22 protein-coding genes, 1 tRNA gene and 1 other RNA gene are annotated in these 25,748 nt (G+C 63.3%); 16 read left to right on the forward strand and 8 right to left on the reverse strand.

Annotated elements, in window-relative coordinates; all coding sequences use genetic code 11:
* Window positions 1–112: 112 nt before the first annotated feature.
* A tRNA-Ser gene (locus tag MOD31_RS01270) sits at window positions 113–197 on the reverse strand.
* A 304-nt stretch (window positions 198–501) separates the two neighbouring features.
* On the opposite strand from MOD31_RS01270, the gene MOD31_RS01275 reads away from it, so the two are divergent.
* The 5 genes from MOD31_RS01275 (at window position 502) to MOD31_RS01295 (ending at window position 5,453) form a co-directional block, all read left to right on the forward strand.
* Window positions 502–825 carry a hypothetical protein gene (locus MOD31_RS01275; RefSeq protein WP_166841316.1) on the forward strand — a complete coding sequence of 108 codons (324 nt, stop codon included), beginning with the start codon at window positions 502–504 and terminating at the stop codon, window positions 823–825.
* A gap of 88 nt (window positions 826–913) precedes the next feature.
* An RNA gene (ffs, locus tag MOD31_RS01280) (signal recognition particle sRNA small type) lies at window positions 914–1,010 on the forward strand.
* Between the two features lie 33 nt (window positions 1,011–1,043).
* Window positions 1,044–4,196 carry a DNA polymerase III subunit gamma and tau gene (locus tag MOD31_RS01285; RefSeq protein WP_250819658.1) on the forward strand — a complete coding sequence of 1,051 codons (3,153 nt, stop codon included), beginning with the start codon at window positions 1,044–1,046 and terminating at the stop codon, window positions 4,194–4,196.
* Between the two features lie 33 nt (window positions 4,197–4,229).
* Window positions 4,230–4,829 carry a recombination mediator RecR gene (gene recR, locus MOD31_RS01290; RefSeq protein WP_142936756.1) on the forward strand — a complete coding sequence of 200 codons (600 nt, stop codon included), beginning with the start codon at window positions 4,230–4,232 and terminating at the stop codon, window positions 4,827–4,829.
* Window positions 4,830–4,865: 36 nt separating this feature from the next.
* Window positions 4,866–5,453, forward strand: coding sequence for a dihydrofolate reductase family protein (locus MOD31_RS01295; protein ID WP_250819659.1), 588 nt, complete (start codon window positions 4,866–4,868; stop codon window positions 5,451–5,453).
* On the opposite strand, the gene MOD31_RS01300 is transcribed toward MOD31_RS01295, so the two are convergent.
* On the reverse strand, window positions 5,450–6,538 hold the full coding sequence (locus MOD31_RS01300; protein ID WP_250819660.1) for a hypothetical protein: 1,089 nt from the start codon (window positions 6,536–6,538) through the stop codon (window positions 5,450–5,452). The two genes, MOD31_RS01295 and MOD31_RS01300, sit on opposite strands and share 4 nt — an antisense overlap.
* A gap of 103 nt (window positions 6,539–6,641) precedes the next feature.
* On the opposite strand from MOD31_RS01300, the gene MOD31_RS01305 reads away from it, so the two are divergent.
* Window positions 6,642–7,169, forward strand: a complete 528-nt coding sequence (locus tag MOD31_RS01305) for a DUF427 domain-containing protein (protein ID WP_250819661.1) — start codon at window positions 6,642–6,644, stop codon at window positions 7,167–7,169.
* A 144-nt stretch (window positions 7,170–7,313) separates the two neighbouring features.
* Entirely contained in the window at window positions 7,314–8,660 is a 1,347-nt protein-coding gene (locus MOD31_RS01310) for an aspartate kinase (RefSeq protein ID WP_142936760.1), read from the forward strand.
* A gap of 72 nt (window positions 8,661–8,732) precedes the next feature.
* On the opposite strand, the gene MOD31_RS01315 is transcribed toward MOD31_RS01310, so the two are convergent.
* Window positions 8,733–9,329 carry a TetR/AcrR family transcriptional regulator gene (locus tag MOD31_RS01315; protein ID WP_250819662.1) on the reverse strand — a complete coding sequence of 199 codons (597 nt, stop codon included), beginning with the start codon at window positions 9,327–9,329 and terminating at the stop codon, window positions 8,733–8,735.
* 136 nt (window positions 9,330–9,465) lie between these two features.
* Between MOD31_RS01315 and MOD31_RS01320 the strand changes: the two genes are divergently transcribed.
* The 3 genes from MOD31_RS01320 (at window position 9,466) to MOD31_RS01330 (ending at window position 13,697) form a co-directional block, all read left to right on the forward strand.
* Window positions 9,466–10,746 (forward strand): MFS transporter, encoded by a 1,281-nt coding sequence (locus MOD31_RS01320; RefSeq protein WP_250819663.1) that lies wholly within the window; start codon window positions 9,466–9,468, stop codon window positions 10,744–10,746.
* Window positions 10,747–13,242 (forward strand): beta-glucosidase, encoded by a 2,496-nt coding sequence (locus tag MOD31_RS01325; RefSeq protein ID WP_250819664.1) that lies wholly within the window; start codon window positions 10,747–10,749, stop codon window positions 13,240–13,242. It abuts the gene before it with no gap.
* A 155-nt stretch (window positions 13,243–13,397) separates the two neighbouring features.
* Complete coding sequence (locus tag MOD31_RS01330) at window positions 13,398–13,697, forward strand: DUF4193 domain-containing protein (RefSeq protein WP_142936764.1); 300 nt, start codon at window positions 13,398–13,400, stop codon at window positions 13,695–13,697.
* A gap of 123 nt (window positions 13,698–13,820) precedes the next feature.
* Here MOD31_RS01330 and MOD31_RS01335 read toward each other — a convergent pair whose 3' ends face one another.
* Window positions 13,821–14,051, reverse strand: coding sequence for a hypothetical protein (locus MOD31_RS01335; RefSeq protein ID WP_165450136.1), 231 nt, complete (start codon window positions 14,049–14,051; stop codon window positions 13,821–13,823).
* Window positions 14,052–14,152: 101 nt separating this feature from the next.
* On the reverse strand, window positions 14,153–14,347 hold the full coding sequence (locus MOD31_RS01340) for a hypothetical protein (RefSeq protein ID WP_374206957.1): 195 nt from the start codon (window positions 14,345–14,347) through the stop codon (window positions 14,153–14,155).
* Window positions 14,348–14,493: 146 nt separating this feature from the next.
* Between MOD31_RS01340 and MOD31_RS01345 the strand changes: the two genes are divergently transcribed.
* The 4 genes from MOD31_RS01345 to MOD31_RS01360 all read left to right on the forward strand — a co-directional run bounded on the left by MOD31_RS01345 (window position 14,494) and on the right by MOD31_RS01360 (window position 16,968).
* A complete protein-coding gene (locus MOD31_RS01345; protein ID WP_166841298.1) occupies window positions 14,494–14,961 on the forward strand; it encodes a MarR family winged helix-turn-helix transcriptional regulator in 468 nt (155 codons plus the stop codon).
* A gap of 111 nt (window positions 14,962–15,072) precedes the next feature.
* Window positions 15,073–15,594: an SSI family serine proteinase inhibitor gene (locus MOD31_RS01350; protein WP_142936768.1), complete on the forward strand. Its 522-nt coding sequence runs from the start codon at window positions 15,073–15,075 to the stop codon at window positions 15,592–15,594.
* Complete coding sequence (locus tag MOD31_RS01355) at window positions 15,581–16,519, forward strand: 3-methyladenine DNA glycosylase (protein WP_142936769.1); 939 nt, start codon at window positions 15,581–15,583, stop codon at window positions 16,517–16,519. Before MOD31_RS01350 ends, MOD31_RS01355 begins: the two co-directional genes overlap by 14 nt.
* Before the next feature lie 29 nt (window positions 16,520–16,548).
* A complete protein-coding gene (locus tag MOD31_RS01360) occupies window positions 16,549–16,968 on the forward strand; it encodes a serine protease inhibitor (protein ID WP_223941702.1) in 420 nt (139 codons plus the stop codon).
* A 69-nt stretch (window positions 16,969–17,037) separates the two neighbouring features.
* Here the strand turns inward: MOD31_RS01360 and MOD31_RS01365 are convergent, their stop codons facing one another.
* Both MOD31_RS01365 and MOD31_RS01370 read right to left on the reverse strand, forming a co-directional pair.
* Window positions 17,038–20,124 carry a S8 family serine peptidase gene (locus MOD31_RS01365; RefSeq protein ID WP_250819692.1) on the reverse strand — a complete coding sequence of 1,029 codons (3,087 nt, stop codon included), beginning with the start codon at window positions 20,122–20,124 and terminating at the stop codon, window positions 17,038–17,040.
* A gap of 349 nt (window positions 20,125–20,473) precedes the next feature.
* Complete coding sequence (locus tag MOD31_RS01370) at window positions 20,474–23,008, reverse strand: exo-alpha-sialidase (RefSeq protein WP_250819693.1); 2,535 nt, start codon at window positions 23,006–23,008, stop codon at window positions 20,474–20,476.
* 241 nt (window positions 23,009–23,249) lie between these two features.
* Between MOD31_RS01370 and MOD31_RS01375 the strand changes: the two genes are divergently transcribed.
* Window positions 23,250–24,197, forward strand: coding sequence for an NAD(P)-dependent oxidoreductase (locus MOD31_RS01375; protein ID WP_250819665.1), 948 nt, complete (start codon window positions 23,250–23,252; stop codon window positions 24,195–24,197).
* 145 nt (window positions 24,198–24,342) lie between these two features.
* Window positions 24,343–25,311 carry a manganese catalase family protein gene (locus MOD31_RS01380; RefSeq protein WP_142936773.1) on the forward strand — a complete coding sequence of 323 codons (969 nt, stop codon included), beginning with the start codon at window positions 24,343–24,345 and terminating at the stop codon, window positions 25,309–25,311.
* 62 nt (window positions 25,312–25,373) lie between these two features.
* Here MOD31_RS01380 and MOD31_RS01385 read toward each other — a convergent pair whose 3' ends face one another.
* On the reverse strand, window positions 25,374–25,664 hold the full coding sequence (locus MOD31_RS01385; protein WP_250819666.1) for a DUF1540 domain-containing protein: 291 nt from the start codon (window positions 25,662–25,664) through the stop codon (window positions 25,374–25,376).
* Window positions 25,665–25,748 lie beyond the last annotated feature (84 nt).

A 25,748-nucleotide genomic window follows, 5' to 3' on the forward strand; every position in this document is an offset into this window, starting at 1 on the left:
ATGGCGTGCTCGGAATGTGCGGACCTCATGCCGGAAAACCATCATGGCGGGAGCCGAATTTTGGGCAAAGAGAAAGGCTCCGGGATCACGTGGATCCCGGAGCCTTTTTCGGCGGAGAATGGGGGATTTGAACCCCCGAGGGCGTTAACCCAACACGCGTTCCAGGCGTGCGCCATAGGCCGCTAGGCGAATTCTCCTTGCTTCCGATTCGAAAGCAGATACTACTGTACCTGAGAATTTCGGCATCGTGTAATCGGGCTGATTTGCCACGTCCAAGCACCCTCGAAGGAGGGCTCGTTAACGGAAAAATGGACGCCCCCAACGCGCCCATTCTTGCGGTACAACGTTGAGCTGCCGGGTCCGGCCCCTCGCTCCCAGGCCCCGCAGCTCACAATCTTGAGATTGCCCCAATCGGTGTACATACCCATGGTCCGCTGAGGCCGGGTGATTTGCAATGGTTGAGACCTGTTTGTAGCCGAAGTTTGTTGACAGGATGTCCCCATGACGCAGCTCCACGCCTTGGTGGTTTACGTACCAGAGACCCACATTGAAGAGGTCCTCCTGGCCATCGGCGACGCCGGCGGGGGCCGAATAGGGAACTACTCGCACTGCGCCTTCACCGCACCGGGCACTGGGCGCTTCACGCCTCTGCCGGGAGCACGGCCCGCTATCGGCGAGGTTGGGATTGAGGAGCAGGTGCCCGAAGTACGTGTTGAGTGCGTGGTCGAGGAGGACAGGCTCGACGGCGTGGTGCTGGCTCTGCGGGCGGCGCACCCTTACGAGGAGCCGGCTTTCATGACGTGGCCGGTGAATGGGTGGCGGTGATTTACGCAGCCTAACCACCCGCCGTCGAGCCTTATCCACAGCCCTTCGAGCCGATTCGAACCCCAACCCAAGTTCGGGTAAGCTTGTCGACGGCCCCTCATGTGGCGTCATCCTGTTGAACTCCCCCAGGACCGGAAGGTAGCAAGGGTAGATGGGCTCTGGCGGGTGCATGAGGGGTCACTTATTTAAATGTCAGTCTCTATAGGTAGGTTTCACTTGTGACTGTTACAACTGCCCTGTATCGAAGGTATCGCCCGGACTCTTTCGCGGACGTTATCGGGCAGGAACACGTCACGGAGCCGCTGATGACGGCGCTCCGCAAGAACCGTGTGAACCACGCCTACCTCTTCTCCGGCCCCCGCGGCTGCGGCAAGACCACGTCCGCACGCATCCTGGCCCGCTGCCTTAACTGCGCCGAGGGACCCACCGACACCCCCTGCGGCCTGTGCCCCAGTTGTATCGAACTCGCACGCGGCGGCTCCGGCTCGCTGGATGTCATCGAGATCGATGCCGCCAGCCACGGTGGCGTTGACGACGCCCGCGATCTCCGCGAACGCGCAACGTTCGCCCCGGTTCGTGACCGCTACAAGATCTTCATCATTGACGAGGCCCACATGGTCACGTCGGCCGGCTTCAACGCACTGCTCAAGATCGTCGAAGAGCCGCCGGAACACATCAAGTTCATCTTCGCCACTACGGAGCCGGACAAGGTCATCGGAACCATTCGCTCCCGCACGCACCACTACCCCTTCCGGCTGGTGCCACCCGAGCCGCTCATGCAGTACCTCGAACTCCTTTGCCAGCAGGAGAATGTTCCTGTCGCTCCCGGCGTTCTTTCGCTGGTCATCCGCGCAGGCGGCGGTTCCGTTCGCGACACCTTGTCCGTCCTGGACCAGCTCATGGCCGGCGCCGGACCAAACGGCCTGGATTACGAGCTCGCTGTTGCCCTGCTCGGCTACACGCACGCTTCCTTGCTGGATGACATCGTGGACGCCGTCGCAGCGTCCGACGCCGCAGTGGTCTTCAAAGCCGTGGACCGCGTCATCCAAACCGGCCACGATCCCCGGCGCTTCGTTGAAGACCTTCTGGAGCGTTTCCGCGACCTCATCATTGTCCAAGCGATGCCCGAGAGCGCGCAGGCCATCCTCCGCGGTATGCCGGCGGACCAGATCGCCCGGATGCGCAACCAGGCAACCAACCTTGGGGCAGCCGAGCTGTCCCGGGCTGCAGACGTCACCAATACCGCGCTCACGGAAATGACCGGGGCCACATCGCCGCGCCTCCACCTTGAGCTGTTGTGTGCCCGCATCCTCCTGCCCAGTTCCGAGCAGACGGAGCGGGGTATCGCGGCCCGCATCGACCGCGTGGAACGGCGCCTGAATTACGCGGGCGACGCCGGCGCACCGGCTGTCGCTGCCGGCCCACCCGCAGCTGCGGCTACCTCGCAGGCAGCTGCGCCGCTCGCCCCGGCAACTCCGGCGCCAGCGGAAGCCCCTGCCGCCGCGGCCCCCGCCGCTCCCGAGCCGTCAACCAGTAGTGGATCACGCGACGCCATTACAGCACCGCGAGTATCCACCAGCGATTGGCCCGTCGAAGATCGTCCGGCGGCTGAACGATCTTCCCGGGCTGCTGCACCGGAAGCTGCTCCGGCCCAAGCCGCTCCTGTCCCGGCACCAGCACAGCAAACCCCACCTGTCCAAGCTTCCACCACTCCCCCGTCGCAGGCAGCTCCGCAGGTTCAGCGGGCAGCCCCGGCGCAGGCAACGGCGACGCACCAGGCACCCGCGCAGCCTGCCGCTCAGGCTCCAGCTCCGGCGCAGGCCCCAGCTCCAGCTCCGGCTCCGGCGCAGGCCCAGACTTCGACCCCAGGTGGCAGCGGCGACGTGGAGGCTCTGCGCCGTGCATGGCCGGACGTTCTTCAGACGCTGACCAAGATCAAGCGCAGTACCTGGGCTCTCGTGGAACCGAATGCCCAAGTGGCCCAATTCGACGGCCAGGTGCTGACGTTGGCATTCACCACGGGCGGTCTTGCTGGTGCGTTCGGGCGTGCGGATCACTCCGAGAACCTTCGGCAGGCGATTCATAAGACCATCGGCATCGACTGCCAGATCGTCGCGGTCGCTGGCGGCAACAGCTCAGCGAGCTCTGAGCCAAACCCAAAAGCACCTACTAGCCGGGACATTCCGGCTGCTGCGGCACCAGCAAGCGCCCAGGCGTCGGCTGGTGCCGGGTCCCCTGTGGAAACAGCAGCAGATGTTACGTCAGCCACCGCGGACGCAGCCTCGACGCCGGCGCCGGTGTCAGCTGTCGACTCCGCCTGGGGTCTCGCACCCGCTTCGGCGACGGCGGCATCCGCACCGGCAGCCACGCCAGTAGCTCCCCCGCGGGCCGCCACGCCAGTAGCTCCCCCACAGGCTGCTGCACCGGCAGCTGCAGTGGCACCGGAAGCCGTCCCGGCCCCGGCTCCCGAGCCCTCCGGCGATTACTCGTACCCTGACGACGATTGGGGTCCGCCGCTGGACGAAGACGCGCCACCCCTGGATGAAGAGCCTCCTGCGGATTGGGAGCCGCCTTCGGGCTACGGCCGTACCAGCACGCAATCGGCTGCCCCCGCAGCGGCCAGCCCGTCCCCGTCGGCATCGGCATCCCCGTCGGCATCGGCATCGCCTTCCACACCCCAATCACCGTCGTCACCCCGGGCGTCGGCAACACCGTCCCAGGCAGCACGTGGCAACGCGTCCGAGGATCCGTGGTCCCGTGCAGTCGAGCAAGCGCCTGGGACGTGGGTTGTGGGCACCGAGTCCAATGTGGGCAGGAAACCCGCCGAAGCGGCCCAAGATGTCGCCCCGGCAACGGACGCCCCTGACTACGAACCCGCCGCAGCGCAGGTGCCGGAAGCAGCCACCGCTGCCTACGGCCATCCCACCAACGCGGAGCAGAACCCGAGCTCCAGCTGGGACGTCGCACCGGCGTCGAGCTGGCCCGCGACCCAATCGATGCCCGCCCCGGCAAGTAGCGCCGCCCCGTCTGCCAGCAACGCACCGGCAACCTGGCCATCCTTGGCGACGCAACCCGAGGAAGCGCACGGTTCGGTAGCCACACTGGAGGAGGCCGCGCCGTCGGGAAGTCCGAATGGTCGCCAGAGCCTGTACCAGCGGTTGACCAACAGCCCCGAAGCCCAAGCGGGCCGTGTTCAGGCACCCGCACGGACCCAGGCAGCCCCCGCCTCCGTGACGGAGGACATTCCCAGTCCGGAAGACGAAACCATCGAAGAATCCCGTGTCTTTGGGCGGGCTGCCGTGGAGCGTATTCTGGGCGGGAAGCTGATTGAAGAGCGCGCCTTGGACGGTTCTCCCCTGCAGCCCCGCTGACTCCAGCATTGATTTCAACCTAACGAGGACATTGTGTACGAAGGTGCAGTTCAAGAGCTGATTGATGAGCTCGGCCGGCTTCCCGGTGTGGGCCCCAAATCAGCGCAGCGCCTGGCGTTCCACATTCTTGAGGCCGATCCTGAGGATATGAAGCGCCTGGTCACGGCCATCACCACGGTCAAGGAACGGGTGAAGTTCTGCACCGTGTGCTTTAACGTGACCGAGCAGGAAACGTGCAATATCTGCCGCGACCAGCGTCGTGATCCGTCGGTCATCTGCGTCGTGGAAGAGTCCAAGGACGTCCTGGCCGTTGAGCGCACGCGGTCCTTCCGCGGCCGTTATCACGTGCTGGGCGGGGCAATTAATCCCATCGCAGGCGTCGGTCCGGAGCAGTTGCGCATTCGTGAACTCCTCACGCGCCTCAACGACGGCGCCATCCAGGAAATCATCATCGCCACGGACCCCAACCTTGAGGGCGAAGCTACAGCCACTTACCTTGCCCGCATGCTCAAGTCGATAGGCATCACCGTGACTCGGCTGGCCTCCGGCCTTCCCGTAGGCGGGGACCTGGAGTACGCGGACGAAGTCACGCTCGGCAGGGCGTTCGAGGGCAGGCGCAACGCGCTGTTGTAGTCTCGCAGTCACAACATCAACCGTGATTGGGGTCCCGTGCGAGAACTTGTGTACTACGTTGCTGTGAGCCTGGACGGCTATATTGCCGGCCCTGGAGGCGAGTTTGACGCGTTTCCGGTGGAGGGCGACCACATGGCCGCCTTGAATGCGCGGTTCTCAGATGCCATTCCCACTGCGATTGCCGACGCCTTTGGCATCGAACGCACCGGGACCATGTTCGACACCGTGGTGATGGGCTGGAATACCTACGCGGTGGGCCTGCCGGTGGGCATGACAAGCCCGTATCAGCATCTGCAGCAGGTGGTTTTCTCGCGGACCCGGACTGGGGCAGACATTCCTGGCGAGCACCCGAACCTGACGTTGACGTCCGAGGACCCGGTGGAAGTGGTGCGCCGGTTGAAATCCGAACCGGGCAACTCCATCTGGCTGTGCGGCGGTGGCACGTTGGCCACCCGGCTTTCCGAGGAGATCGACAGGCTGGTGCTCAAACGCAACCCGCTCCTCTTTGGCGACGGCATCCCGCTGTTTGCGCCCGGCGCCTATCAGCCCAGCGCCTTCGATGAGGTTTCGACGACGGCGTTCGGCTCGGGCGTGGTGGTTTCCGAGTACGTGCGACGGGGCTAGCCGGAACGCGGACTAGTTCGCAGCCTCCTCGCAGCCAGCCAGCGTCCCGGAACCAGCACCAGCGCGGCCGTGAGTGCCTGTAGCACCAAGCCTGTCAGCGCCACTGGCATGGACGGCGCACGGCTGGTGCTTGATTCTCCGCGGAGGCACGGCACTTCACGGGATGGCCCGTCGGAAGCCCACTGCAGTCCGGACATCACCCAGCCCAGCGCGTTATCCGGGGGCACCATGTCGGCGCCGATGCTCCCCAGAAGGAGGGCCGGGTTGGCTGTGGCAAGCCACACGACCCGGTCCGTGTGGGCAACCTCAACCGGTTGAAGCTCGCCCACACATTCGTAGGCAATGACCCGCCCCGCACCGTCCCGCTCCACATTCACCGGTACTGACGCCTGGTCCATTCCGGTGGTGCCAGGAAGCAGCAGGGCCGTGACAACAACGTTGCCTAAGCAGAGGAATGCCACCACTACGGCGGCCAACGCCGCACCCGGCGCCGCCGTGGCAAAGCACGTCCGTGCACCTGCACCGATCAGCCCGAACACGGCTACTTCGAGGACAATCACCACGACGGCGGCACCGGTCAGCGCGGTCGGCCCACCAACGCTGCTGCCCACCGCGAGCAAGACGCCACCGGCCAGCGCAGCCAATGCCATCCCTCGCATGGCCCCTGACAGCAGAAGAACGGGTACGCGCCCATGGGAATGACGGAAGCCCCACATCGCGCCCAACACGGCGGCGGCAAGTGCCAGGAACACCGCCGTGATCAGGTAGATGGCGCCTGGAACCCTGACGTCGAACCACCCATTGGCTTCCCCTACCGCAATCACAGCGGCAGCTGATCCCCAAGCGGCCGCAATCCCCAAGGCGCAGGCCACCCAGAACCTCCACGAGGTAAAAGATGTCCGGGCGCTGTGCCATGCAACGGCCACGGCTGTCCCGAACTGCGGGGCGGGTCTGCCCGGAGACCCAGTCCTTGGACTGGTGCGATCAAAGCCGGAGGGCTGATCGTCGATCACGCCGCCGATCACTTCGTATTCGGGTTCATGGGTTGGACCCGGACCGCGTGGGCGGTCAGGAACGCCGGCCATTGCCTCTCGCACTCCTCATGAATGGATGGTACGCCGGGCACGCTGCCACGGATACGCCCAAAACTTCACGGGGAGATCCCAGCCAAGCGTGCCACTATGGGACATGGTCTCCAGTCGCAGTGTTTCCGGCGTCTTCCGGCGCCCCCGTCCCATCAAGCCGGCCCCCGGTCAGGAATCGGTGTGGGACTATCCGCGCCCGCCCCGGGTTGAGCCGCGTGCCGAGCGGGTTGTGGTGCGGCTGGGAGGTCAGGTGATCGTAGACACCACCGATGCTGTGAGGGTGTTGGAAACCAGCCTTCCTCCTGTCTATTACGTGCCGTTGGATGCCTTCCCGGAAGGTGTTCTTATTCCTGTTGGGGGCACCACATTCTGCGAATTCAAGGGGCAGGCGAGCTATTTCACTATCGCTGCCGGCGGGACGGTTGTTGAGCGCGGCGGTTGGACGTACCCACACCCGACCCGGGGCTTCGAGGCCCTGAGCACACGGGTGGCCCTGTATCCGGAAAACATGGAAGCCTGCACGGTGGACGGTGAGCAGGTGACGTTCCAGGAAGGCGGCTTTTATGGCGGCTGGATCACCCGGCAGATTGTGGGCCCGTTCAAGGGCGGTCCGGGCACGGCCGGATGGTAGAGGGATGGGGTGGCCGCTATGTGGTCACAATTCCTACCAGCCCTGCACACGGCGATAAACTGGGCAAATAAGCTACGCAGGCGTGCTCAAATTTGGATTTGGCACGCCGCGTTCGAACCCTATTGATGCAGTGAGGGTGCGCGCATGACTATGCCCACTACCGAAGTGAAGATCGACGAGCTCTCCAACGAGGCTGCCATTACCAAGCAGCTGATCGTTCAAAAGTTCGGCGGTTCCTCGGTTGCCGATGCTGATGGCATCAAGCGGGTCGCTCAGCGCGTCGTGGACGCGCAGAAGGCCGGCAACGAGGTTGTGGTTGTTGTTTCCGCAATGGGCGACACCACTGATGAACTCCTGGACCTTGCAAGCCAGGTCACCGACTCGGCTCCAGCCCGTGAAATGGACATGCTGTTGTCCGCCGGTGAACGAATTTCCATGGCCTTGCTCGCCATGGCCATCAACAAGTTCGGTGCCTCCGCGCAGTCCTTCACGGGCTCCCAGGCCGGCATGATTACCGACGGCATCCACGGCAAGGCGCGAATTATCGACGTCGATCCTCACCGCATCCGCACCGCCCTGGACAAGGGTCACATTGCGATCGTGGCAGGTTTCCAGGGCATGAGCCGCATCACCAACGAGATCACCACCTTGGGCCGCGGTGGCTCGGACACCACCGCTGTTGCCTTGGCTGCGGCTCTCGAAGCTGACGTCTGCGAAATATACACGGATGTGGACGGCATTTACACCGCCGACCCCCGCGTCGTCAGCAGCGCCCAGAAGATTGAACGTATCTCCAGCGAGGAAATGCTGGAGTTGGCCGCTTCCGGTGCCAAGATCCTGCACCTGCGTTGCGTGGAGTACGCCCGCCGTTTCGGTGTGCCCCTGCACGTCCGCTCGTCATTCAGCCAGAACGAAGGCACCTGGGTCATCCCCGGCGCCGACGAAAAGTTCACTATTCAAGAGGGAGTTGCCTTGGAGCAGCCAATCATCTCCGGCGTTGCACACGACCGGTCCGAAGCCAAGGTCACTGTGGTGGGCGTACCGGACATCCCCGGCAAGGCAGCTGCAATCTTCCAGGTGATCGCAGATGCGCACTCGAACATCGACATGATCGTCCAGAACGTCTCCACCCACGGCACCGGCCGCACGGACATCTCGTTCACCCTTCCCATTGTTGAAGGTGCGGACGCCCTGGCCGCCCTGCGCGCCGCCGAGGGCCAGATCGGCTTCGAGAGCATCGAGTACAACGAGCACGTTGGCAAGCTCTCCCTCATTGGTGCAGGCATGCGCTCACACCCCGGCGTTTCGGCCACGTTCTTCAAGGCCCTCTCCGACGCCGGCATCAACATTGACATGATCTCCACCTCGGAAATCCGTATCTCCGTGGTCACCAGCGCTGACGCCTTGGATGATGCGGTGCGCGCCATCCACAATGCGTTCGAGCTCGACGGCGACGCTGAGGCTACCGTCTACGGCGGCACCGGCCGCTAGCATCACCACGGGCATCGCCCCCAAGTAAGTAGCAGATAAGGCCGTTCTGAGCACTCAGAACGGCCTTATCTGCTACCCAGTTGGGTGCGACGGGGCCAGCAACACATCGGTGAGCTGGCGCAGTCCTTGGGCCATGTCCACTGATTTGTCGTAAAGCCACTGCAACTGCAAACCGTCGAAGGCAGCCACCACCAGCCGCGCAAGAGCTTCAGCGTCGACGTCGGTGCGTACCTCGCCGGACGACTGCCGCCGTTCGATGTCGACGGCTACGTCCCGAATCACGGTCTCGTAGCGGTCCTTGAAGTACGCGTGGGAGTCGTGCCCTGGATCATTGGCAGTTGCCGAGGCAACCGCATAGAGCGTGGTCAGCCCTGGCTCCCGCTCGTTCCGCTCCGCGATGACGGGCATGAGGTTCAACCCAACCCCTGATTCGCCACCGACGGCCAGAGACCGCCGGTCCCGTTCTGCCAGGACGGCCGTGAGGAGCTCCTGCTTGCCTTTGAAGTAGTGGAATAAGGTGGCTTCCTTGACACCCACCAACTCGGCAACGCGCTTGAGCGCTGTTCCCTCAAATCCTTCGGTTGCGAAGACGTCGGTTGCCGTCTGGATGATCTGTTCGCGGCGTTCCGCTCCCTTGGCGTATTGGCCGCGGGCCCTCGAAGTTGGCATTGGGACAGTCTATTTCAGACTCCAAAGTCCAGTGTCACTCGACATATTTCCACCAAAACCTAGTCACACTAGATTTTTGTCGCTAGAGTCTTCACTCAAGACCCAACGGTGGGTCACCCGTTCATCAGGAGGCAATGTGGCCCTCAATCTCAATCAGCAGGCGGCAACCCCGGAAACCACCATCCCGGGAAATGGAACCATTCCGCCCAAGGCAGCATCCCGTGCTTACGTCATCGGCATGCCGATCGCCAGCGCCGGCCTATGGATGGCCGTCCTGGCCCCGGCGCTGGTGGTCCTCGCCATCAAGGTTTCAGAGATCACCACCCCGGATACCCGCGCCGGGGCGCTCAGCCTCGTGGCCGGCGTTGGAGCAGCTGTCGCCCTGCTCGCCAATCCGTTCTTTGGCCGTCTCAGCGACCGAACCACGTCCCGTTTCGGGATGCGCAAGCCGTGGATTGTGGGCGGCTCCCTCATCGGCCTTGCAGCACTCTTCATGCTGGGTTCGGCCACGGAAGTCGGCGCCGTCCTCGTAGCCTGGGTTGTAGCACAGCTGGGCTTCAACGCAGCCCTGGCCGCTCTTGTAGCAACTCTTCCCGACCAAGCGGGCCCGACGGAGCGTGGACGCCTTTCCGGCCTGATCGGCATGACACTTCCCATCGGCCTGGTATCTGCGGCGTTCTTCGCGCAAATGTTCGATAACGCCTTCCAGATGGCCGTAGTGCCGGGGATCGTTGGCACGGCAATAGCCATTGCCTTCGCCTTCACCTTCAAGGACCGCGTCCTCACCGAGAAACCGGCTCCGCTAAATTTCAAGGAAATCCTGGGCTCGTTCTACTTCAACCCCAAAGATCACCCCGGTCTTGGGTGGGCTTGGGTCACCAAGTTCCTGGTCTATGTGGGCTACTGCGCCGGACTGCTCTACCTTCCTTACTTCTTCACGGACCACCTTCACGTCGCCGAAACCCAAGTCACCAGCCTGGTGTTCCAAGCAACCCTGGTGAGCTCTGCAGGCACCGTCATCACCAGCCTCGCCGGTGGCTGGATCAGTGACCGGATCGGCAAGCGAAAGAGCATGGTGATCACATCTGCCCTGATCATGATGGGCGGCCTGATCGTTATTGCCACCAGCACCGACACCGGCCAGGTCTTGCTGGGCCAAGGAATCCTCGGCCTGGGTCTGGGTGTCTTCAGTGCCGTCGACGTCGCCCTCATTACGGACCTGCTACCCAAGGACCAGTCGGAGAACGCCAAGACCTTCGGCGTCTTCAACATCGCCCAGGCCCTCCCCCAATCCCTGGTGCCCGCCATCGCGTTCCCCGTCATCGCACTGGGTGGCTACCCCGCATTGTTCCTCGGTGGTGCTGTTGTCGGCATCATCGGCGCTCTCCTCGTCACACGTATCAAAGGAGTCAAGTAAATGAATCCCACACTCGCAGCTGCCGTCACGGCACCGCAGGCCGGATCCCCGGACGCCGAAGCGAAGATCCGTGAACTCGCCACGAGTCTGTCCCTTGAGCAGCAGGTCCAATTGCTGACCGGAGCGGACGTCTGGTCCACCCACGCCATCCCGGAAATCGGCCTGTCCCGCATTGTGATGTCCGACGGCCCGGCAGGCGTCCGCGGCGAAGACTTCGATGAGCGCCACGACTCAGTCTCCTTGCCGTCGTCGTCCGCCTTGTCCGCCACCTGGAGCGTGGAAACCGCCCACCGCTACGGCCAGGTCCTGGGCCAGGAGGCCCGCCGCAAAGGCGTCCACGCCGTCCTGGGCCCCACCATCAACCTGCACCGCTCCCCGCTGGGCGGCCGCCATTTCGAATGCATGAGCGAGGACCCCCGGCTCACCGCCACCATGGCTGCCGGCTACGTTGCCGGCGTCCAGTCCATGGGTGTGGGCGCCACCCCCAAGCACTACCTCGCCAACGAGGCTGAGACCGAGCGCTTCACCGCAGACTCCATAGTGGACGAGCGCCCGCTCCGCGAGCTGTACCTAGCCGCCTTCGAGGACGCGATCACCGAGGCCCGCGCCTGGTTGGTGATGAGTTCGTACAACTCCATCAACGGCACCACCGCCAGCGAGAACAAGCTGCTGGAAACGCCACTGTCCACCGAATGGGACTTCGACGGCGTGGTGGTGTCCGACTGGACCGGCGTCCGCTCGATCGACGCAGCCAACGCCCACCAGGACCTGGAAATGCCGGGACCGGTAGGCCACTGGGGACCCAAGCTGCTGGCCGCCGTCAATGATGGCCGCGTGAGCCGTGACGCCATCCTGGAGAAGGTCACCCGCATCCTGCGCCTGGCGGCCCGTGTCGGTTCACTCGAGGGATTCGCGCCCGCAGTCACCCAGCTCCCCACACAACTTGACGGTGCCGCCGTCGCGCGTGAAGTAGCCGTCCGCGGCGCCGTGCTGGTCCGCAATAAGGGGCTCCTGCCTCTGGATGCCAAAATGCTAAGCAGCGTGGCCGTGATCGGCCACAACGCTGACGAAGCCCGCACCCAGGGCGGCGGCAGCGCCACGGTGATGCCCAAGTACACCGTCTCGCCGTTGGAGGGGCTGCGGAAGGCACTGCCCGACGACGTCACGGTCGCCTACGCGCGCGGCGCCAAGGTTGCCGAGGGCATCCAGGCGTTCCCCCGCGCCTCCCTGCACAATCCGGTCTCCGACGTCCCCGGAATCCGCGTGACCTTCCTGGCGGAAGACGGCTCGGAGATTTCCGGCGAAGACCGTTTGGCTTCGCACTTGATCTGGTTCGGCATCGGAATTCCCGACGGCGCGGCCTCCATCCGCATGGAAGCGGACTGGACAGCAGAAACAGCAGGTGTCCACCACCTTGGCGTCGGCACAGTGGGCCGGATCCGCTTCGTCCTGGACGGCACGGAAGTCTTCAACAGCGAGCTTGAGGACGATACCGAAGTCCTGGGCGCGGCGCTGTTCGATCCGCCCAAAACCGTTCACGCGATCGAAACCACGGCGGGCCAGACGGTCCGCATCGAAGCCGAGTACCAACTGCCAGCCGAACAGATCATCCCGTTCACTGCCATCCTGCTGGGCGAGGAAACCATCGTCACGGACCCGCAGGCGGAAATCGACGCCGCCGTCGAAGCGGCCCGCACGTCCGACGTCGCCGTGGTGGTGGTGGGCACCAACGCCGCCATCGAATCCGAAGGCTTCGACCGCAAAGACCTGAACCTTCCGGGTTACCAAAACCAATTGGTCGACGCCGTTGCCGCAGCCAACCCGCGCACTGTTGTGGTGGTCAACTCGGGCTCCCCGGTACTGATGCCCTGGCTGGACAAGGTGGACGCGGTCCTGCTGGGCTGGTTTGGAGGGCAGGAATTCGGCAACGCAATCGCGGACATCCTCCTGGGTGCCCAAGAGCCGGGTGGACGCCTGCCCACCACCTGGCCTGCCGCATTGGAAGATGTCCCCGTCCTGAACACCACGCCAGTTGAGGGAAAGGTGGTCTATTCCGAGGGCATCCACATCGGTTACCGGGCATGGTTGAAGCAGGAAGCCGAAGGCGGGGCCGCTCCGGCCCACCCGTTCGGTTATGGCCTTGGCTACACGACGTTCGAGTTCGGCAAAGCCCACGCACCCCGGGCGGTGACCGCCGGTAAGGACGTCGTAGTGCACGTCCCCGTCAAGAACACTGGCACCCGCACCGGGCGGGAAGTAGTCCAGGTTTACCTGGAACGCCCCGAATCCGGCGTGGAGAGGCCTGTGCGCTGGCTTGCCGGTTACGCCGGAACCCACCTGGCAGCTAACGGAACCGAGAGTGTGGAAATAAGCATCCCGGCCAAGGCGTTTGCACATTACGACGCCGGCTGGCAGTTTGAGCGGGGTACGTTCCGGTTGTTGGTTGGTCGCCACGCGGCGGACCAATTCCAATCATTGGACATCGAACTCCGGTAACAGATGGGCGAAATCACGCTTGGTGGCGGGTTTTTCTGCCCGTCACCCACGTGGTTTTCGCCACAAGCCGCATAACTGGGGTATGGTATGGAATTTTCGTGGCATGCTGTACGTTGCATACCCGGTAACCCCCTAACACGAAGAGGCATTAAAAAGTGGCAGCCGATTACGACGAACTCCGTACCGATGTAAAAGAGAACCAGGAGCAGTCCCTCCAGGCTCTCCAGTCCGCCAGCGCTCCCACGGCCAAGAGTGTCGTGCTTGAACTGGACGAAACCGATGGCCTCGACGCCAGCGGCCCCGGTGGCGAAATCGTCGCCGAAGAACTGGTCATCCAGGTCATCCCGCAGGCAAATGACGAGTTCACTTGTCACTCCTGCTTCCTGGTCCGCCACCGTTCGCAGATTGCCCGCGAAAAAGATGGCGTCGCCTACTGCACTGACTGCGAAGGCTAAGACGACCCACCACCCCGGCGGACCTAGAACGTCAGGGAGTGCCGCCGTCGGGATTAAATTGCGGAAGGACCGGAGCAAGCGCTCCGGTCCTTCCGCAGTTCATGGGGTGCTTCCACTGTCCCCCTACAGGCTGTAGTCAGTGGTGGTTGGACCGGGATCATTGTTCCGGACCGCATAGTGATGGCCCTCAGAGTCGGTCTCGATGTCGAAGTTCTTCAGATCCGCCTCGGAAGCGGTCTCGAAATCATCATGCTTGTGCAGCACAGGACTGTCCGTATCGCCGTGGGTTGCCGGTCCAAAAACGGACTGCAGCCGCTCGGTCACGTGGACGAAGCCTTCCATTCTGCGTCCCATGTTTTCCACCTCCTTTCTTACCGGAGAGCGAAAAAGCGGCAGGGCTGGTGCGTGCCGTTCAGTGAGGCAATTTTACGCCCAAAATCCCCGTCGCGGGGGGGTTACCGCAGGGACTTGTCTTCCGGATTGCGGGGTACCACGTAGGTGCTGCCATCGGGACGGCGGAGGGTTTCCCACTGCTGTGTCTCGGCTTGGCGCTGGGCGAGCAACTTCCGGTTGTCCTCGGTCATCTCATGGTCGAGGGAGCTGCTGTGTGCGGGGCCGAAAATTACCCGGAACTTCCCTGTCGCGCGCATGAATTTCCGTGTAAAGGATTCCTGGGCCACGCGGATCGACTCCTCTTTTAGGCGGTTCAATAAGTACATAGTACGCTAATCATTAGTGCACTAACTAATTGATGAGTGTGCGCTAATAGATCTGGCAGCGAGCACAGGAGGCAGCCATGACAACCACAAAAGAGCCCACTCAGGAGACCGACGACCTCCTCCTCGAACGCCAGCTGTGTTTTGCCCTGACCGTGGCCTCGCGAAGTGTTGTGGGCGTGTACAAGCCTGTGCTGGAACGGCTCGGGCTCACCCATCCCCAGTACTTGGTAATGCTTGCCCTCTGGGAGCGGAGCCCCCGAACGCTGAAGGACATCAGCGACAGCCTCCTCCACGACCCCGCCACCCTCTCCCCGTTGCTTCGCCGGCTGGAGGAAGCCGAACTCATTACCCGCGAGCGCGTTCCGGGCAACGAGCGGGCATTGGCCGTCAAGCTGACAGATAAAGGCGCTGCACTCCGCGATCAGGCCACAGCAGTTCCGGGCGAGATCCGTGAGCGCCTGCAACTCAGCCGCGAAGAAGTGGCTGAGCTCCACCAGGCCATGACGGGTTTGATCGCCGCCACCCAACGGCATAACTCGCTTTAACAAACCCGCGCGGCCACTAGCCAAGCACGCTCCCCCGGTGGTCTTCTTGAAGCGAACACGGAAACAGGCACCACTAGTGCCACGTAAAATGAACGCAACCTAGGAGATTCCATGCGCATGCGATTTGTTCGGCCCCTGTTGGCAGTACTGGCCGTCGCCGGCCTCGCCGCATGCTCAGGCACCCCGACACCAGGTTCCACAGGCAGCGCAAGCCAGGCACCGTCGTCGTCGGCCCCCTCCAGCAGCAGCCCCGGCAAGACCGCAACTCCCAGCGCGTCAGCAGCCGCCGGCGCGGGCAACGCCGAGCTGTCCATCACGCTCGTCGAAACCCCGGAGTCCGCTCCCCAAACATTTACGCTCGTCTGTAAGGATGGCGCACCGGCGGCCGAAAGCAGCCACCCATCAGGAGCCGAGGCCTGCAGCACCCTCAAGAGCGGCCCCTCCATCCTGAGCCCGGCCCCCACCCGGACGGACCAAGCCTGCACCATGCAGTACGGCGGCCCGGCAACAGCCAAGGTGACCGGTTCAGTGGACGGCAAGGAAGTCAACGCGTCCTTCAAACGCACGGACGGCTGCCAGATCGCCCTGTGGGACGCCGCGAAGAGCGTCCTCGGATCAGATGGCGGCCTCTAGGCTGCGGCACCTCCCCCAAGAGCAATGGCTCGGGCTGGAGGCAGCCCACCATGCTCGCGTCGCGCAGTACGCCGATCCGTATCTGGCCAGGCGTTCGGCCGGCAAGAAGCACCCCGTGGAGGATTTCCTCTTCACTTACTACACGCAGAAGCCGGGGCAGTTGCAGCGCTGGCACCCCGGACACGGCGTGGTCCTTAGCGGCGAACGCGCCCTTGACCGTGTGACCTGGAAGTTCTACCGAACGCTCGACGACGGCGAACTCGCCTCAGTGGGGCTGGCTCCAGGCACGCCGGCGGTCACCTTTGACCGCGGCGGCTTCCTGGCCGACCGCGCCGAAGCTGTCCGCTTCGCGGGAATCATCCTCTCGGGAACGGCCAAGCGACCGGCACAATTCGGGTGCTTTGGGCTGCACGAGTGGGCCATGGTGTACCGGCAGGAAAAGTTCGAGCTACGGCACGAATACCTGAAGCTGAGGCTCGGCGGCGAGGGCACTGACTCCGTTGTTGAAGAGAACCGCATCCGGTGCTCGCACTTTGACGCTTTCCGCTTCTACACACCGGACGCCACCGCGTTGAATGAGCTCACGCCCACCCGGGAGAACCAGCGCACCATGGAACAGCCAGGTTGCCTGCACGCCAACATGGACCTCTATAAATGGGCGTACAAGTTGACGCCTGCCCTGCCCAGCGAGCTGGTGATGGACGCTTTCGAGTTGTCGTGGCGGATCCGGGCGATGGATATGCAGGCCTCACCCTACGATCTTGAAGAATGGGGCTACCCACCCATCAGGATTGAGACACCGCAGGGCAAGTCCGAGTACGTTGAATACCAGCGGGCTTTCGCGGCCGAATCCCAGGAGCTGCGGGCCCGTGTGCTCCAGGCAGTAGGGCCTCTCTTGGACGAGCTGAGCGGCTTGGCTGCCTGAGCACCCGCCGCCACCAGCGAAAGGTAACCATGGTTTCCGCTAAAGAGAACGACTCCGCCACCAGCGACCCAAACGACAAAGAATACGACGTCGACCTGACTGTCACGCTGACAGAGGCACCTGATGCTGAGCCGCGGGAGTTCCGCCTGCGTTCGATGAACGGTGTGCTGTCCGCGAACGCCGATTCCGTTGATTCAAACCTGCCCGACGCCACGGCAGCGCTGGCCGCCGTGGAGCAGTTCGGCGAGGAAATCTTCTTCCCCGAGCCCCGCCCGGACCGAATCTGCACGCAGCAGTACGGTGGGCCGCAGGTAGCGGTTGTGACGGGCTGGTTCCGTGGCCGGAAGGTCCACAGCCAGTTCAGCAGGACCGATGGCTGCGAGATCGCACGTTGGAAGACGATGGCGTCGCTGTTGGGGAACACCGGTGGTTCTACGGGGGCAAGCTAAGCCCAGTAATAACGGCAGTGGCCGGTGGGAAACCCCACCGGCCACTGCCGTTATTGGATCAAGCGGGAACTAGCCGGCGTTGTTGCTCTGCGTCGGCTCGTCAGCGCGGATCTTGCCGCGGGGCTTCTTGTCCTTTTTGTCCTTCTTGGGGTCTTCTTCATCCGGGACCACGACGGTGCCGCCCGGGTTAACCAGGACGGTGACGAAGCTTGGCTCGCTGGTCCCCGCGAAGGTCAGGCGGCCAATGTAGGAGCCGGGCTCCAGGTTCTTCCAGTTCAGCGAGATCTGACCGGTCTTGCCGTTGGCGAGGCGGATCGGATTCGGCGTCACGGTGGCGTTGCCCTGGTTTGCTCCCAGGACTGCAGCGTCAACAGTGGCCTTGGTGGGCTGGTTGTTGGGGCTCGCGTACAGGTTGGCGTAGACGTAGTAGTCGCCGGCTGCCGGGTTGGGGACGGACAGGGTTTCGCTGGCAGAGGCCGTGGCGGCAGGCAGTTGCTGACCGGAAGGCGTCACCACCAGCATGTCGAAGTCCGCGGCCTCGTTGGAGGAGATAACCGAGAACTTGGCCAGCGCGCTGTTGGCGCCAACGGTCACCTTCTTCACGTAGTTGGACGCGTTGGTTTCGCCGGCAAACGGACCAGGAACCAGCTCGACTGCCGAGGAATCCGCCTTGGACAAGCCATCAATGGTCACACCCACCGGCAGGTTGGTGCCGGAGGTGATGTTGATGGTTGCCGAGCCATTGGGGCCCGTTCCGGTGAAGGCGAGCGCCTTGTCCGCAATGACGGATTGCGGCCGGACGGCGATCGGCGAGGTGACGGTCTTGTTGGCACCCTGCCAGTTCAGCGAACCCATGGCGAACTTGCCCAGCTCGGCGTTCTTGTTTTCGAACTGAACCTTGAACGTCTTCTTCTCACCGGGAGCACCGAACGTCAGTACGGACGGTGTGACCTTGACGTTGACACCCGGGACGTTGGCTGTTGCCCGGTAGGTTCCCGCCGTCAGCGCCGTGAGGGTACGCGTGACTTCGATCTTCCCGGCCAGGTTGCCCAGGGCGAAGGAAGGTACGTTCATGTCGCGGGCAGCTGTGGTGCCGAGCCCCTCCATGCCCAGGTCCATGCCCGTGCCTTGGATGAACTTGAGATAGTCCTCGGTGGTGGCGTCGTACACGAGGCCCGGTGAAAGGACCTTGGCCGGATCAACCTGACCCGCGCCGGTGGCGAAGACGTCCTTGTTGACGGCACCGTTGGCCAGCTTGACCGGACCTGCGGTGGTCATCATGGCGGACTTCACCGTGGCCGGGGACCACTGCGGGTTCTTGCCCAGGATCAGTGCGCCGAAACCGGCTACGTGGGGTGAAGCCATGGACGTTCCGGACAGGAAGCCGAAGTTGTCTCCACCGGTTCCGATCGGCGAGACGCCCGCGAGGATAGCGACGCCGGGAGCGGACACGTCAGGCTTCAACAGGTCAGAATCCGTAGCAAGCAGCGGTCCGCGGGAGGAGAATCCGGCGATCTGCGGCTGCGCTTCAGCAGGCAGTCCCGTGGTGTCGCGGTTCAGCAGGGACACGGTGACGCCCGGGTTGGCCGTGACCTTGTCCTTGATGGTCTGCGTTGCAGGCGGGTTCACGTGGACGGTGGGGATGACGTGCTTGTCAGTGTCCAGCGAGGATTCCGTGAGGTTCACCAGGATCATGCCCACGCCACCGCCGCGCAGGACCTCGGCGCTCTTGGCCGTTCGGTCAACAACACCACGGTCGCAGACAACAACCTTGCCGGCTACCTTGGCCGGGTCCAGTGAGCCCGGAGCACACAGGGCCGCATTTCCTTGGCCGCTTGCAGCGCTGGTGGACAGCACCACGCCGGCCCCGGTCACCTCGCGGTTCATGATGGACGCTCCGCGGAACTTGCTGCCATCGGAGAACTCAACTGTGCCCTGGAGCTCCTGCGAGAAGGAGGTGGCGGCTACCGTGGTCAGCCACGGCGCTCCGTGGTTCACGGTGCTGGCGGTCGGACCGGAGTTACCGGCCGAGGTGGCCACGAAGATCCCTGCGGAAGCTGCTGAGAGGAACGCCAAGGAAACCGGATCCGTGGTGGTGGTGGTTGAACCCGAAATGGAGTAGTTCAGCACGTCCACGCCGTCCAGGATGGCCTGCTCGATCGCGTCAACTGAAGCGGAGCCGTAGCAACCACCGGTGGCGGGATCGGTGTCTTCCCAGCAGACCTTGTAGACGGCGAGTTTGGCGGCGGGTGCGATCCCGCTGGTGGTTCCGAAGCTGCGGCCATCCACTACGGCGTCAACGTTGGCGTTGCCCGCTGCCGTGCTTGCCGTGTGGGTGCCGTGGCTGTCCACGTCCACGGGAGAGATGACTTCCTCAGAAGCGCGGTTTTCCGGTGGGACTGTTTCCAGGAAGGCGTCCGCGAAGTAGTGGGTGCTGAGGACCTTGGAGTTGCAGGCGCTGCCATCGTAATCCGCGCCGGTATCGGTACCGGGCTGGCATTCGCCCACGAAAGTATCGCCGTCGGCCTTAAGCATGGCGATCTTGCCGTCAGCGGTGCGGTACGGAACCCCTACCTGGGGGTTCCCCACCAGCGGACCAACGGGCTCCCCGGCGAAGAACGGGTTGGAGGGGGTGTACCCGGTATCGATCACGCCAACCACGGTGCCCTTGCCGGCGTTGTCCTGGCCGCCGTATTGGGTAGTCCAGGTCCCGTTGGGGCCGCTGAGCTTGAGGAAGTCGGTGGTGGAGTAGTCCGGAGCGTACTGCGTGTCCGGTGCAACCATGAGGACCTTGGGGTCCTTGGCAAGGTTGATGGCCTGGTCCGCCGTGAGGTTGGCACTGAAGCCGTTGACGGCGGTAGTGAAGTCACGCTTGATGGTGACGTTTTCCTGCTGGGCGACTTCCTGCTGCTTTTGCTGGAGGTGCTGCTGGTATTCCTTCACCTCGGCGCTGTCTGCGTCGAGCTTTTTGCCTTCCTCCGGCTTGGTGGGCGCGAGGCCTGCCGTGCCGCCGTCGTAAGTCGCTGCAGGTTTCTCGGCCAGGACCACCATGTAGCGGCCGTCCTTGTAGGCGCTGGGGTCAAGGTTCTTCTTGGCCACGCCTGCACCATTCCCGGGCGCCTCCGGCGCGGGAGCGGCCTGGGCGGGCATCGCCATGGACGAGAGCAGCAACGGCAGGCCGACGGCGAGCGCCGCAGCCTTCCGGAGTCCCCCGCTTCTGACGAAGCTCTTTCCTTGTGATTTCACGAGTGGTTGCACCTTTCACTGAGGGAGGACCGGGCTCCATCGCCCAGGCCTGTCAACTTTAAGTTGGTTGAACCTTTGACAGTTCTTGTCAAAGCAGCGCAACCAGCCGAGTCACAGAGTACCTAGTGAGAGCCGAATATGACATACAGCACATTTCAAGATTTTTGTCTTGTCACAGCGAGGGTGATTCGTCAGGGAATGACAAACGGCGGACCGCTGCAGAGTACTGCGGTCCGCCGCTTACTTCCGAGCCAATGAGCTAGCCCTTCGGTGTCACCTGCATCCGGTCAAAGGAGACCTGGACGCCGTTCTGATCCAGGACCACCACGTCATCCCGGCCGTTCTTCACGTCGGCGGGAAGCGTGAACTTCACCGTGTTATCCGCCCCCGGAAAGTTCCAGCCAAGGCGGTAGCCCGTTTTGTTCAGGTACAGGTAGTACCACTGACCATGGTCAAGGCCGTTCAAGACCACTTCCTGGCCCGTCCGGTATTTCTCTGCCGTACCCAGGTCGAACGCCGGCGTGCCGAGTTCCTGGCGCGCGATGGCCGGTTCCGTGTCCGGCTTGGTCCTCAGCTCCACCGGGTCACCATTCACGGTGATGATCTTGGTGGTCTGCCCCGCCGAGCTGACTTCCCAGGTGGTCTTTGGAATGAAGAACCCCTGCTCAGCTTCTTCGGCAGTGACGGTGTGGCGCGGGGTGGCGCACTGGTAGCTCTGGCCGGCCGGCAGCACGCTGTAGCGGCAGTTGCCCGGCCCTTCCGGCAGGAACGGGCTGAAGTTGCCGGCGGTGGGGACCACCTTCTCCACCAGCGGGCTCGTGTTCTTCACCGTGAAGGTGTACGGGACCTGGTCACCTGCCGCGTAGGGCTGGGTTGCAAGGTCACGTCCTACGTCGGCACGCGCCCCGCTGACATCGGCTGTCAGCAGCCCGTCGCGCAAGGCGACCGCAGCGCCGGTGAACGGGACGGTTTTGGTGAGCGACGGCGTCGTGCTGGCCGTGATGCTGAAGCTCGCCTCGGGCACGAAGTAACCGCGCTCAATGTCGGCCGCGGTGATCACGTGCTTGGCGGTGGTGCAGTTGTAGCTGGCACCTGCGGCCAGGTTGTTGTACCGGCAGTTAGGGGCCGACGGCGGCAGGAACCCGGAGTCGAAGGTCCCGGAAACCGGCACCGCGTTTGCCGTGACGTTGGCAGTGCTCTTGACGTTGAGCGAGTAATTGAGAACATCGCCCACTTGGTACGGGTTGGCGACCATATCCCGGGCAGGTGCAGTTCCCGTGATGCTCAGGCCCACCTGCGGGGCAACCGGCACGGTGGCGGTGAAGGTGAACTGCGAAACCCTGCCATTCGCGGTGGTGAATGCTGCATTGAGGTTCTGCGGACCGCTGGCGTTGGCCGGTGCCGTCAACGCCACGTTGACGGTTGCCGACGCGCCGGGTGCGACGTCGGGAACCGGCACCGTGGTGGCCGACCAGCCAGTGGGAGTGTAGACAGTGGCAGTTGCGCCGGACAGGGTGCTGGCTTCCTGGTTGGTGACGGTCACGGGCACCTGCTGCGTAGCACCGGGCGCAGTGGTGACAGCCGGGACAGACAGAGGGGCGCAGACGTAGTTCAGCCAAGCATCGTCGAACGTGGCGAAGGGCATGTTGTCCGTGTAGTTGCCTTCGTAGAGGACCCCAAACTTGCCTTCTTCCAAGCGGGTCACCGTGGAGTACGCGGAGAAGCCGGAACGGATGGTGCGGACGCCGGGCCAGGTGGCGCCGTCGTCGCAGGAGACGCGGGCCGAGACGTTTTCGCGGCCGGTTTTGGAGTTGGCGTTGGTAAAGATGAGCTTCTTTGCATCAGCTGAGCCCTGCGCCGCGTTGGGGAACATACGTGCGATGGCACCGTTGTTGGCGGGATCCGGGAGCTCGGTGTCCGGGGTGACCGGACCGTACGTAGCGCCGCCGTCCGTGGAGATGGCCACTTTGCGGTAGCCCTGGTTGGCGTTGTCCCGGGAGTTCAGGAGAACGCGGCCGTCGGAGAGTTCCACGGTCTTATTCTCGTCCATGCGGTCCCCGACGTTGGCGCCCTTGTGCCAGGTGGCGCCGTGGTCATCGGAGTAGACGGAGTAGGCCTGGATCTTGTTGGTGCCATCTGCTTGGCGGACATCGCCGGCGTATTGCTGAATCAGGCGCCCTTTGTACTGGCCATATTTGAGTTGGATACCTTCCCCGGAGGAGGCGAAGTTGGACATGATGTCGCCGGCGACAGGGTTCGTCTTGCTGGTGCCCGGCTTGGTGACGTTGGTGATGAGCCGTGGCTGGCTCCATGTGACGCCGCCGTCTGAGGACTCGATAACTGCCGAGGAGATCACGGTCCTATCGGCGTCATTGTTGCCGAATTGGCTCCCGCCGAAGCCCTGGTCCTTGGAGTAGACAAAAAACGCGAATACCTTGCCCGCTTCAGCGTCATAGATATAGGACGGATCGCTGTAACCATATTTCGGCCCGCTGGCATCACCAACATGTCCGGCCGCTATGACAGTGACCGGACCCCACGTCTGGCCACCATCGGTGCTGCGACGCTGGACGATCGAGTTGGGATTGGGAGCGTCCGCCGCTGAACCCGGACGTCCGTCCCAAGCAGCAAGGACCACGTTGTTGCCCAGGTAGGTCAGGGCGGGAATCCGGTAGAAGAAGTTGGCTGCGGTACGATCCGCGCCGATGTTGGCCTCGGTGAACGTGCCCGGGGCTGCTGCGGGGTTGTTGGGCGGAATCGGGGCGGCTGTGGCCGGAAGAGCGAGCCCGGCCATGAGGGCAGCGCTGAGGGCGCCGGCGGCTGCTGTTCGCGCAAAGGATGAAGATCTCAAATCGAGGGGTCCTTTCGAGTGGGTGCTACGTGCTACGTCGAACGTCCTACAACCTCTGGACGTCCTCATACCCTAAGGTGTTCGCCGTCACATTGCCAGAGATGAAGCGCAGAAGGCTTCGTTTGGCGGCGAAGCGGTAGCCTCGAAAGCGAAACCGAACATCGCTTGAGCCACTGGAGTTGCCGTGAAAATCCTCGTCCCGGACACCATCAAACTGGACCTCCCCCACCTTGCTGCGGCGGGCGATGAGATGGTGACCTACGCGGTGGAGGAGCCTATCCCCGCTGACCACCGGGATGCCGAGGTCCTGGTGGTCTGGCGGAACACCTCGGAGAACCTGGCCGACGCAGCCCGCTCGATGCCCAACCTCAGGCTCGTCCAGACGCTCGCTGCCGGCCCGGACTCGGTGCTCGCCGCCGGCTTTGCGGAGGGCGTTGCGGTGACGTCCGGCCGATCCCTCCACGACGGCCCCGTGGCCGAACATGCGCTGGCATTGATCCTGTCCGCCGTCCGCCGCTTGGACGTGCTGCTCGATTCCCAGAAGTCAGCCACCTGGAACGCGCCCTACAACGCGGAGCAGTCCGACCCGGCAACGGAACAGCTCTACACGCTCGACGGCGCCAAGGTCACCATCTGGGGCTTCGGTTCCATTGCGGGGCGGCTCGCTCCCCTGCTGGCGGCTTTGGGCGCGAAGGTCACCGGCGTGGCCAACTCAAAGGGTGATCGCTACGGCTTCCCCGTGGTCTCAACCGAAGAACTGCAGGATGTCCTCGCTACAACCGATGTCCTGATCTCCATACTGCCCGCCACCCCGGAAACCGCCGACTCCCTGAACAAAGAGATCCTCGCCGCCCTGCCGTCCACGGCAGTCTTTGTGAACGTTGGGCGCGGTGCCACCGTTGACGAAGAAGCTCTTCTCGCAGCTCTTACCGAGGGCCGCCTGCGCGTAGCGGCACTGGACGTGACCAAGGTTGAACCCCTACCGGCCGACTCGAAGCTATGGGCCGCCCCCAACCTGATCATCACGCCGCACGTTGCAGGCAACCGACCCAAAGGCTCGGCTCGCCTGGTCACAGAGAACGTCACCGCACTCAAGGAAGGCAAGCCGCTCACCAACCAAGTGGCCGGCTAGATCCCACCCCTTTTCCTCACGGGATCCAATTCCTCACAGGATTTCGTTGCCTCCGAATAGTAAGCATGCTTATGGTATGTGAGTCCGGGGTGGCCAGCAGAGGGTTTCCATCCCACACAGAGCATGAGACAACGTGAGGAAACGTATGTACCTGCACACCCAGCTTCTCATCAATGAAATCGCCGCCGACGAGCCGGATCCTGCAGCCGCCAATGCCCTCCAGGAAGGCCTGGGCGGCCAGTTCGGCGAGATGCGCACCATGATGCAATACCTGTTCCAGAGCATGAATTTCCGGGGTGACGCGGCATCGAAACCGTACAAGGATCTACTGCAGGGCATCGGCACTGAAGAGATCAGCCATGTGGAGCTCATCGGAACCACCATTTCCCAGCTCCTTGACGGCTCACCCCGCTATCAGGGCAAGAAGTCCGATCCCGTGGACCAGCCGGGCGCAGGGGGATCTACTCCCTTGAAGATCGCACTGGACACCAGCAACATCCACCACTACTTGGTGGGTGCTCAAGGTGCCTTGCCCGTGGATGCCGCCGGTAACCCGTGGAGCGGCTCGTACGTCTACAACAGCGGCAACCTGGTGCTGGACCTGCTCTACAACCTGATGTTGGAGTCAACGGGCAGGCTGCAAAAGTGCCGAATCTACGAAATGACAGACAACAAGACCGCGCGTTCCACCATCGCGTACCTGATTGTCCGGGACCAGGCGCACGAGAATGCTTATGCCAAGGCATTGGAGAGTCTGGGCGTGAACTGGGGCAAGCTGCTGCCCATACCCAAGACCAACGCCGAGCAGTTCCCGGAGGTGAAGAAGCTCCTGGACAAGGGACTGCAGAGCATCCAGTACACCTTCAGCGCTGACAATCTCAGCGAAGCAGGCAAACTCTACCGGGGAGCTTCTCCGTCAAACGACGGAACCGAGTTGAGCACCGACGTCATGCCCGACGGGTTCCCCATGACCGTCTCACCGGAACGCAAGGAAGAATTTGCGCCCGGCCTTGATCCGGAATTGATGGCCCTGATCCAAGCCACGGCAGAACAGGAAATGAAGGACGCGGACAGCCCCAAGGAAGCCAAGTCCACGTCGGCCAAGAAGAAATAACGAACCACAAAAAGGGTCCCCGCCTTAACCGAGGCGGGGACCCTTTTGGTAGGTGGTAGAGATCAGGAGTGCTCGTACGTCAGGCAGTCTGCAGCTTCGCGGCCGGGACCCACCTTGACGTCATGTGCCTCGCACATGAGGTTGTTGTTGTGGACGCACTCGGAGCGCTGGCAGGCACCAACGTGGGCGAGGACCTTGGGAAGGCCACCCATGGCATTGGTGTCAATGAACGTGGCGCAGGAAGCGTGGTCCTGGGTACCGCCAATGGTGATTCCAAAGGCAGTGCAGCCATCGTGGTTGAATCCGCAGCTGCCAACGCTACAGGCGGATACTTCGGCAACGTGTTCGGTCATTGTTCCTCCTGGTGTGATCCTGGATGGTACTGGGGCTGAACCCCGCGTGTACTTTCCAAACTACGCCGGAATCGCTGCGTTTAA

Origin of the sequence: Paenarthrobacter sp. TYUT067, from assembly GCF_023656375.1 — a bacterium.
Taxonomy (GTDB): domain Bacteria; phylum Actinomycetota; class Actinomycetes; order Actinomycetales; family Micrococcaceae; genus Arthrobacter.

Coding starts and splice junctions, on each gene's coding strand:
- MOD31_RS01275 (WP_166841316.1), top strand. CDS start 502: ATGACGCAGCTCCACGCCTTGGTGGTTTACGTACCAGAGACCCACATT.
- MOD31_RS01300 (WP_250819660.1), bottom strand. CDS start 6,538: ATGGCCGGCGTTCCTGACCGCCCACGCGGTCCGGGTCCAACCCATGAA.
- MOD31_RS01305 (WP_250819661.1), top strand. CDS start 6,642: ATGGTCTCCAGTCGCAGTGTTTCCGGCGTCTTCCGGCGCCCCCGTCCC.
- MOD31_RS01310 (WP_142936760.1), top strand. CDS start 7,314: ATGACTATGCCCACTACCGAAGTGAAGATCGACGAGCTCTCCAACGAG.
- MOD31_RS01315 (WP_250819662.1), bottom strand. CDS start 9,329: ATGCCAACTTCGAGGGCCCGCGGCCAATACGCCAAGGGAGCGGAACGC.
- MOD31_RS01325 (WP_250819664.1), top strand. CDS start 10,747: ATGAATCCCACACTCGCAGCTGCCGTCACGGCACCGCAGGCCGGATCC.
- MOD31_RS01335 (WP_165450136.1), bottom strand. CDS start 14,051: ATGGGACGCAGAATGGAAGGCTTCGTCCACGTGACCGAGCGGCTGCAG.
- MOD31_RS01340 (WP_374206957.1), bottom strand. CDS start 14,347: ATGCGCGCGACAGGGAAGTTCCGGGTAATTTTCGGCCCCGCACACAGC.
- MOD31_RS01345 (WP_166841298.1), top strand. CDS start 14,494: ATGACAACCACAAAAGAGCCCACTCAGGAGACCGACGACCTCCTCCTC.
- MOD31_RS01350 (WP_142936768.1), top strand. CDS start 15,073: ATGCGCATGCGATTTGTTCGGCCCCTGTTGGCAGTACTGGCCGTCGCC.
- MOD31_RS01355 (WP_142936769.1), top strand. CDS start 15,581: ATGGCGGCCTCTAGGCTGCGGCACCTCCCCCAAGAGCAATGGCTCGGG.
- MOD31_RS01360 (WP_223941702.1), top strand. CDS start 16,549: ATGGTTTCCGCTAAAGAGAACGACTCCGCCACCAGCGACCCAAACGAC.
- MOD31_RS01365 (WP_250819692.1), bottom strand. CDS start 20,124: ATGGCGATGCCCGCCCAGGCCGCTCCCGCGCCGGAGGCGCCCGGGAAT.
- MOD31_RS01370 (WP_250819693.1), bottom strand. CDS start 23,008: ATGGCCGGGCTCGCTCTTCCGGCCACAGCCGCCCCGATTCCGCCCAAC.
- MOD31_RS01380 (WP_142936773.1), top strand. CDS start 24,343: ATGTACCTGCACACCCAGCTTCTCATCAATGAAATCGCCGCCGACGAG.
- MOD31_RS01385 (WP_250819666.1), bottom strand. CDS start 25,664: ATGACCGAACACGTTGCCGAAGTATCCGCCTGTAGCGTTGGCAGCTGC.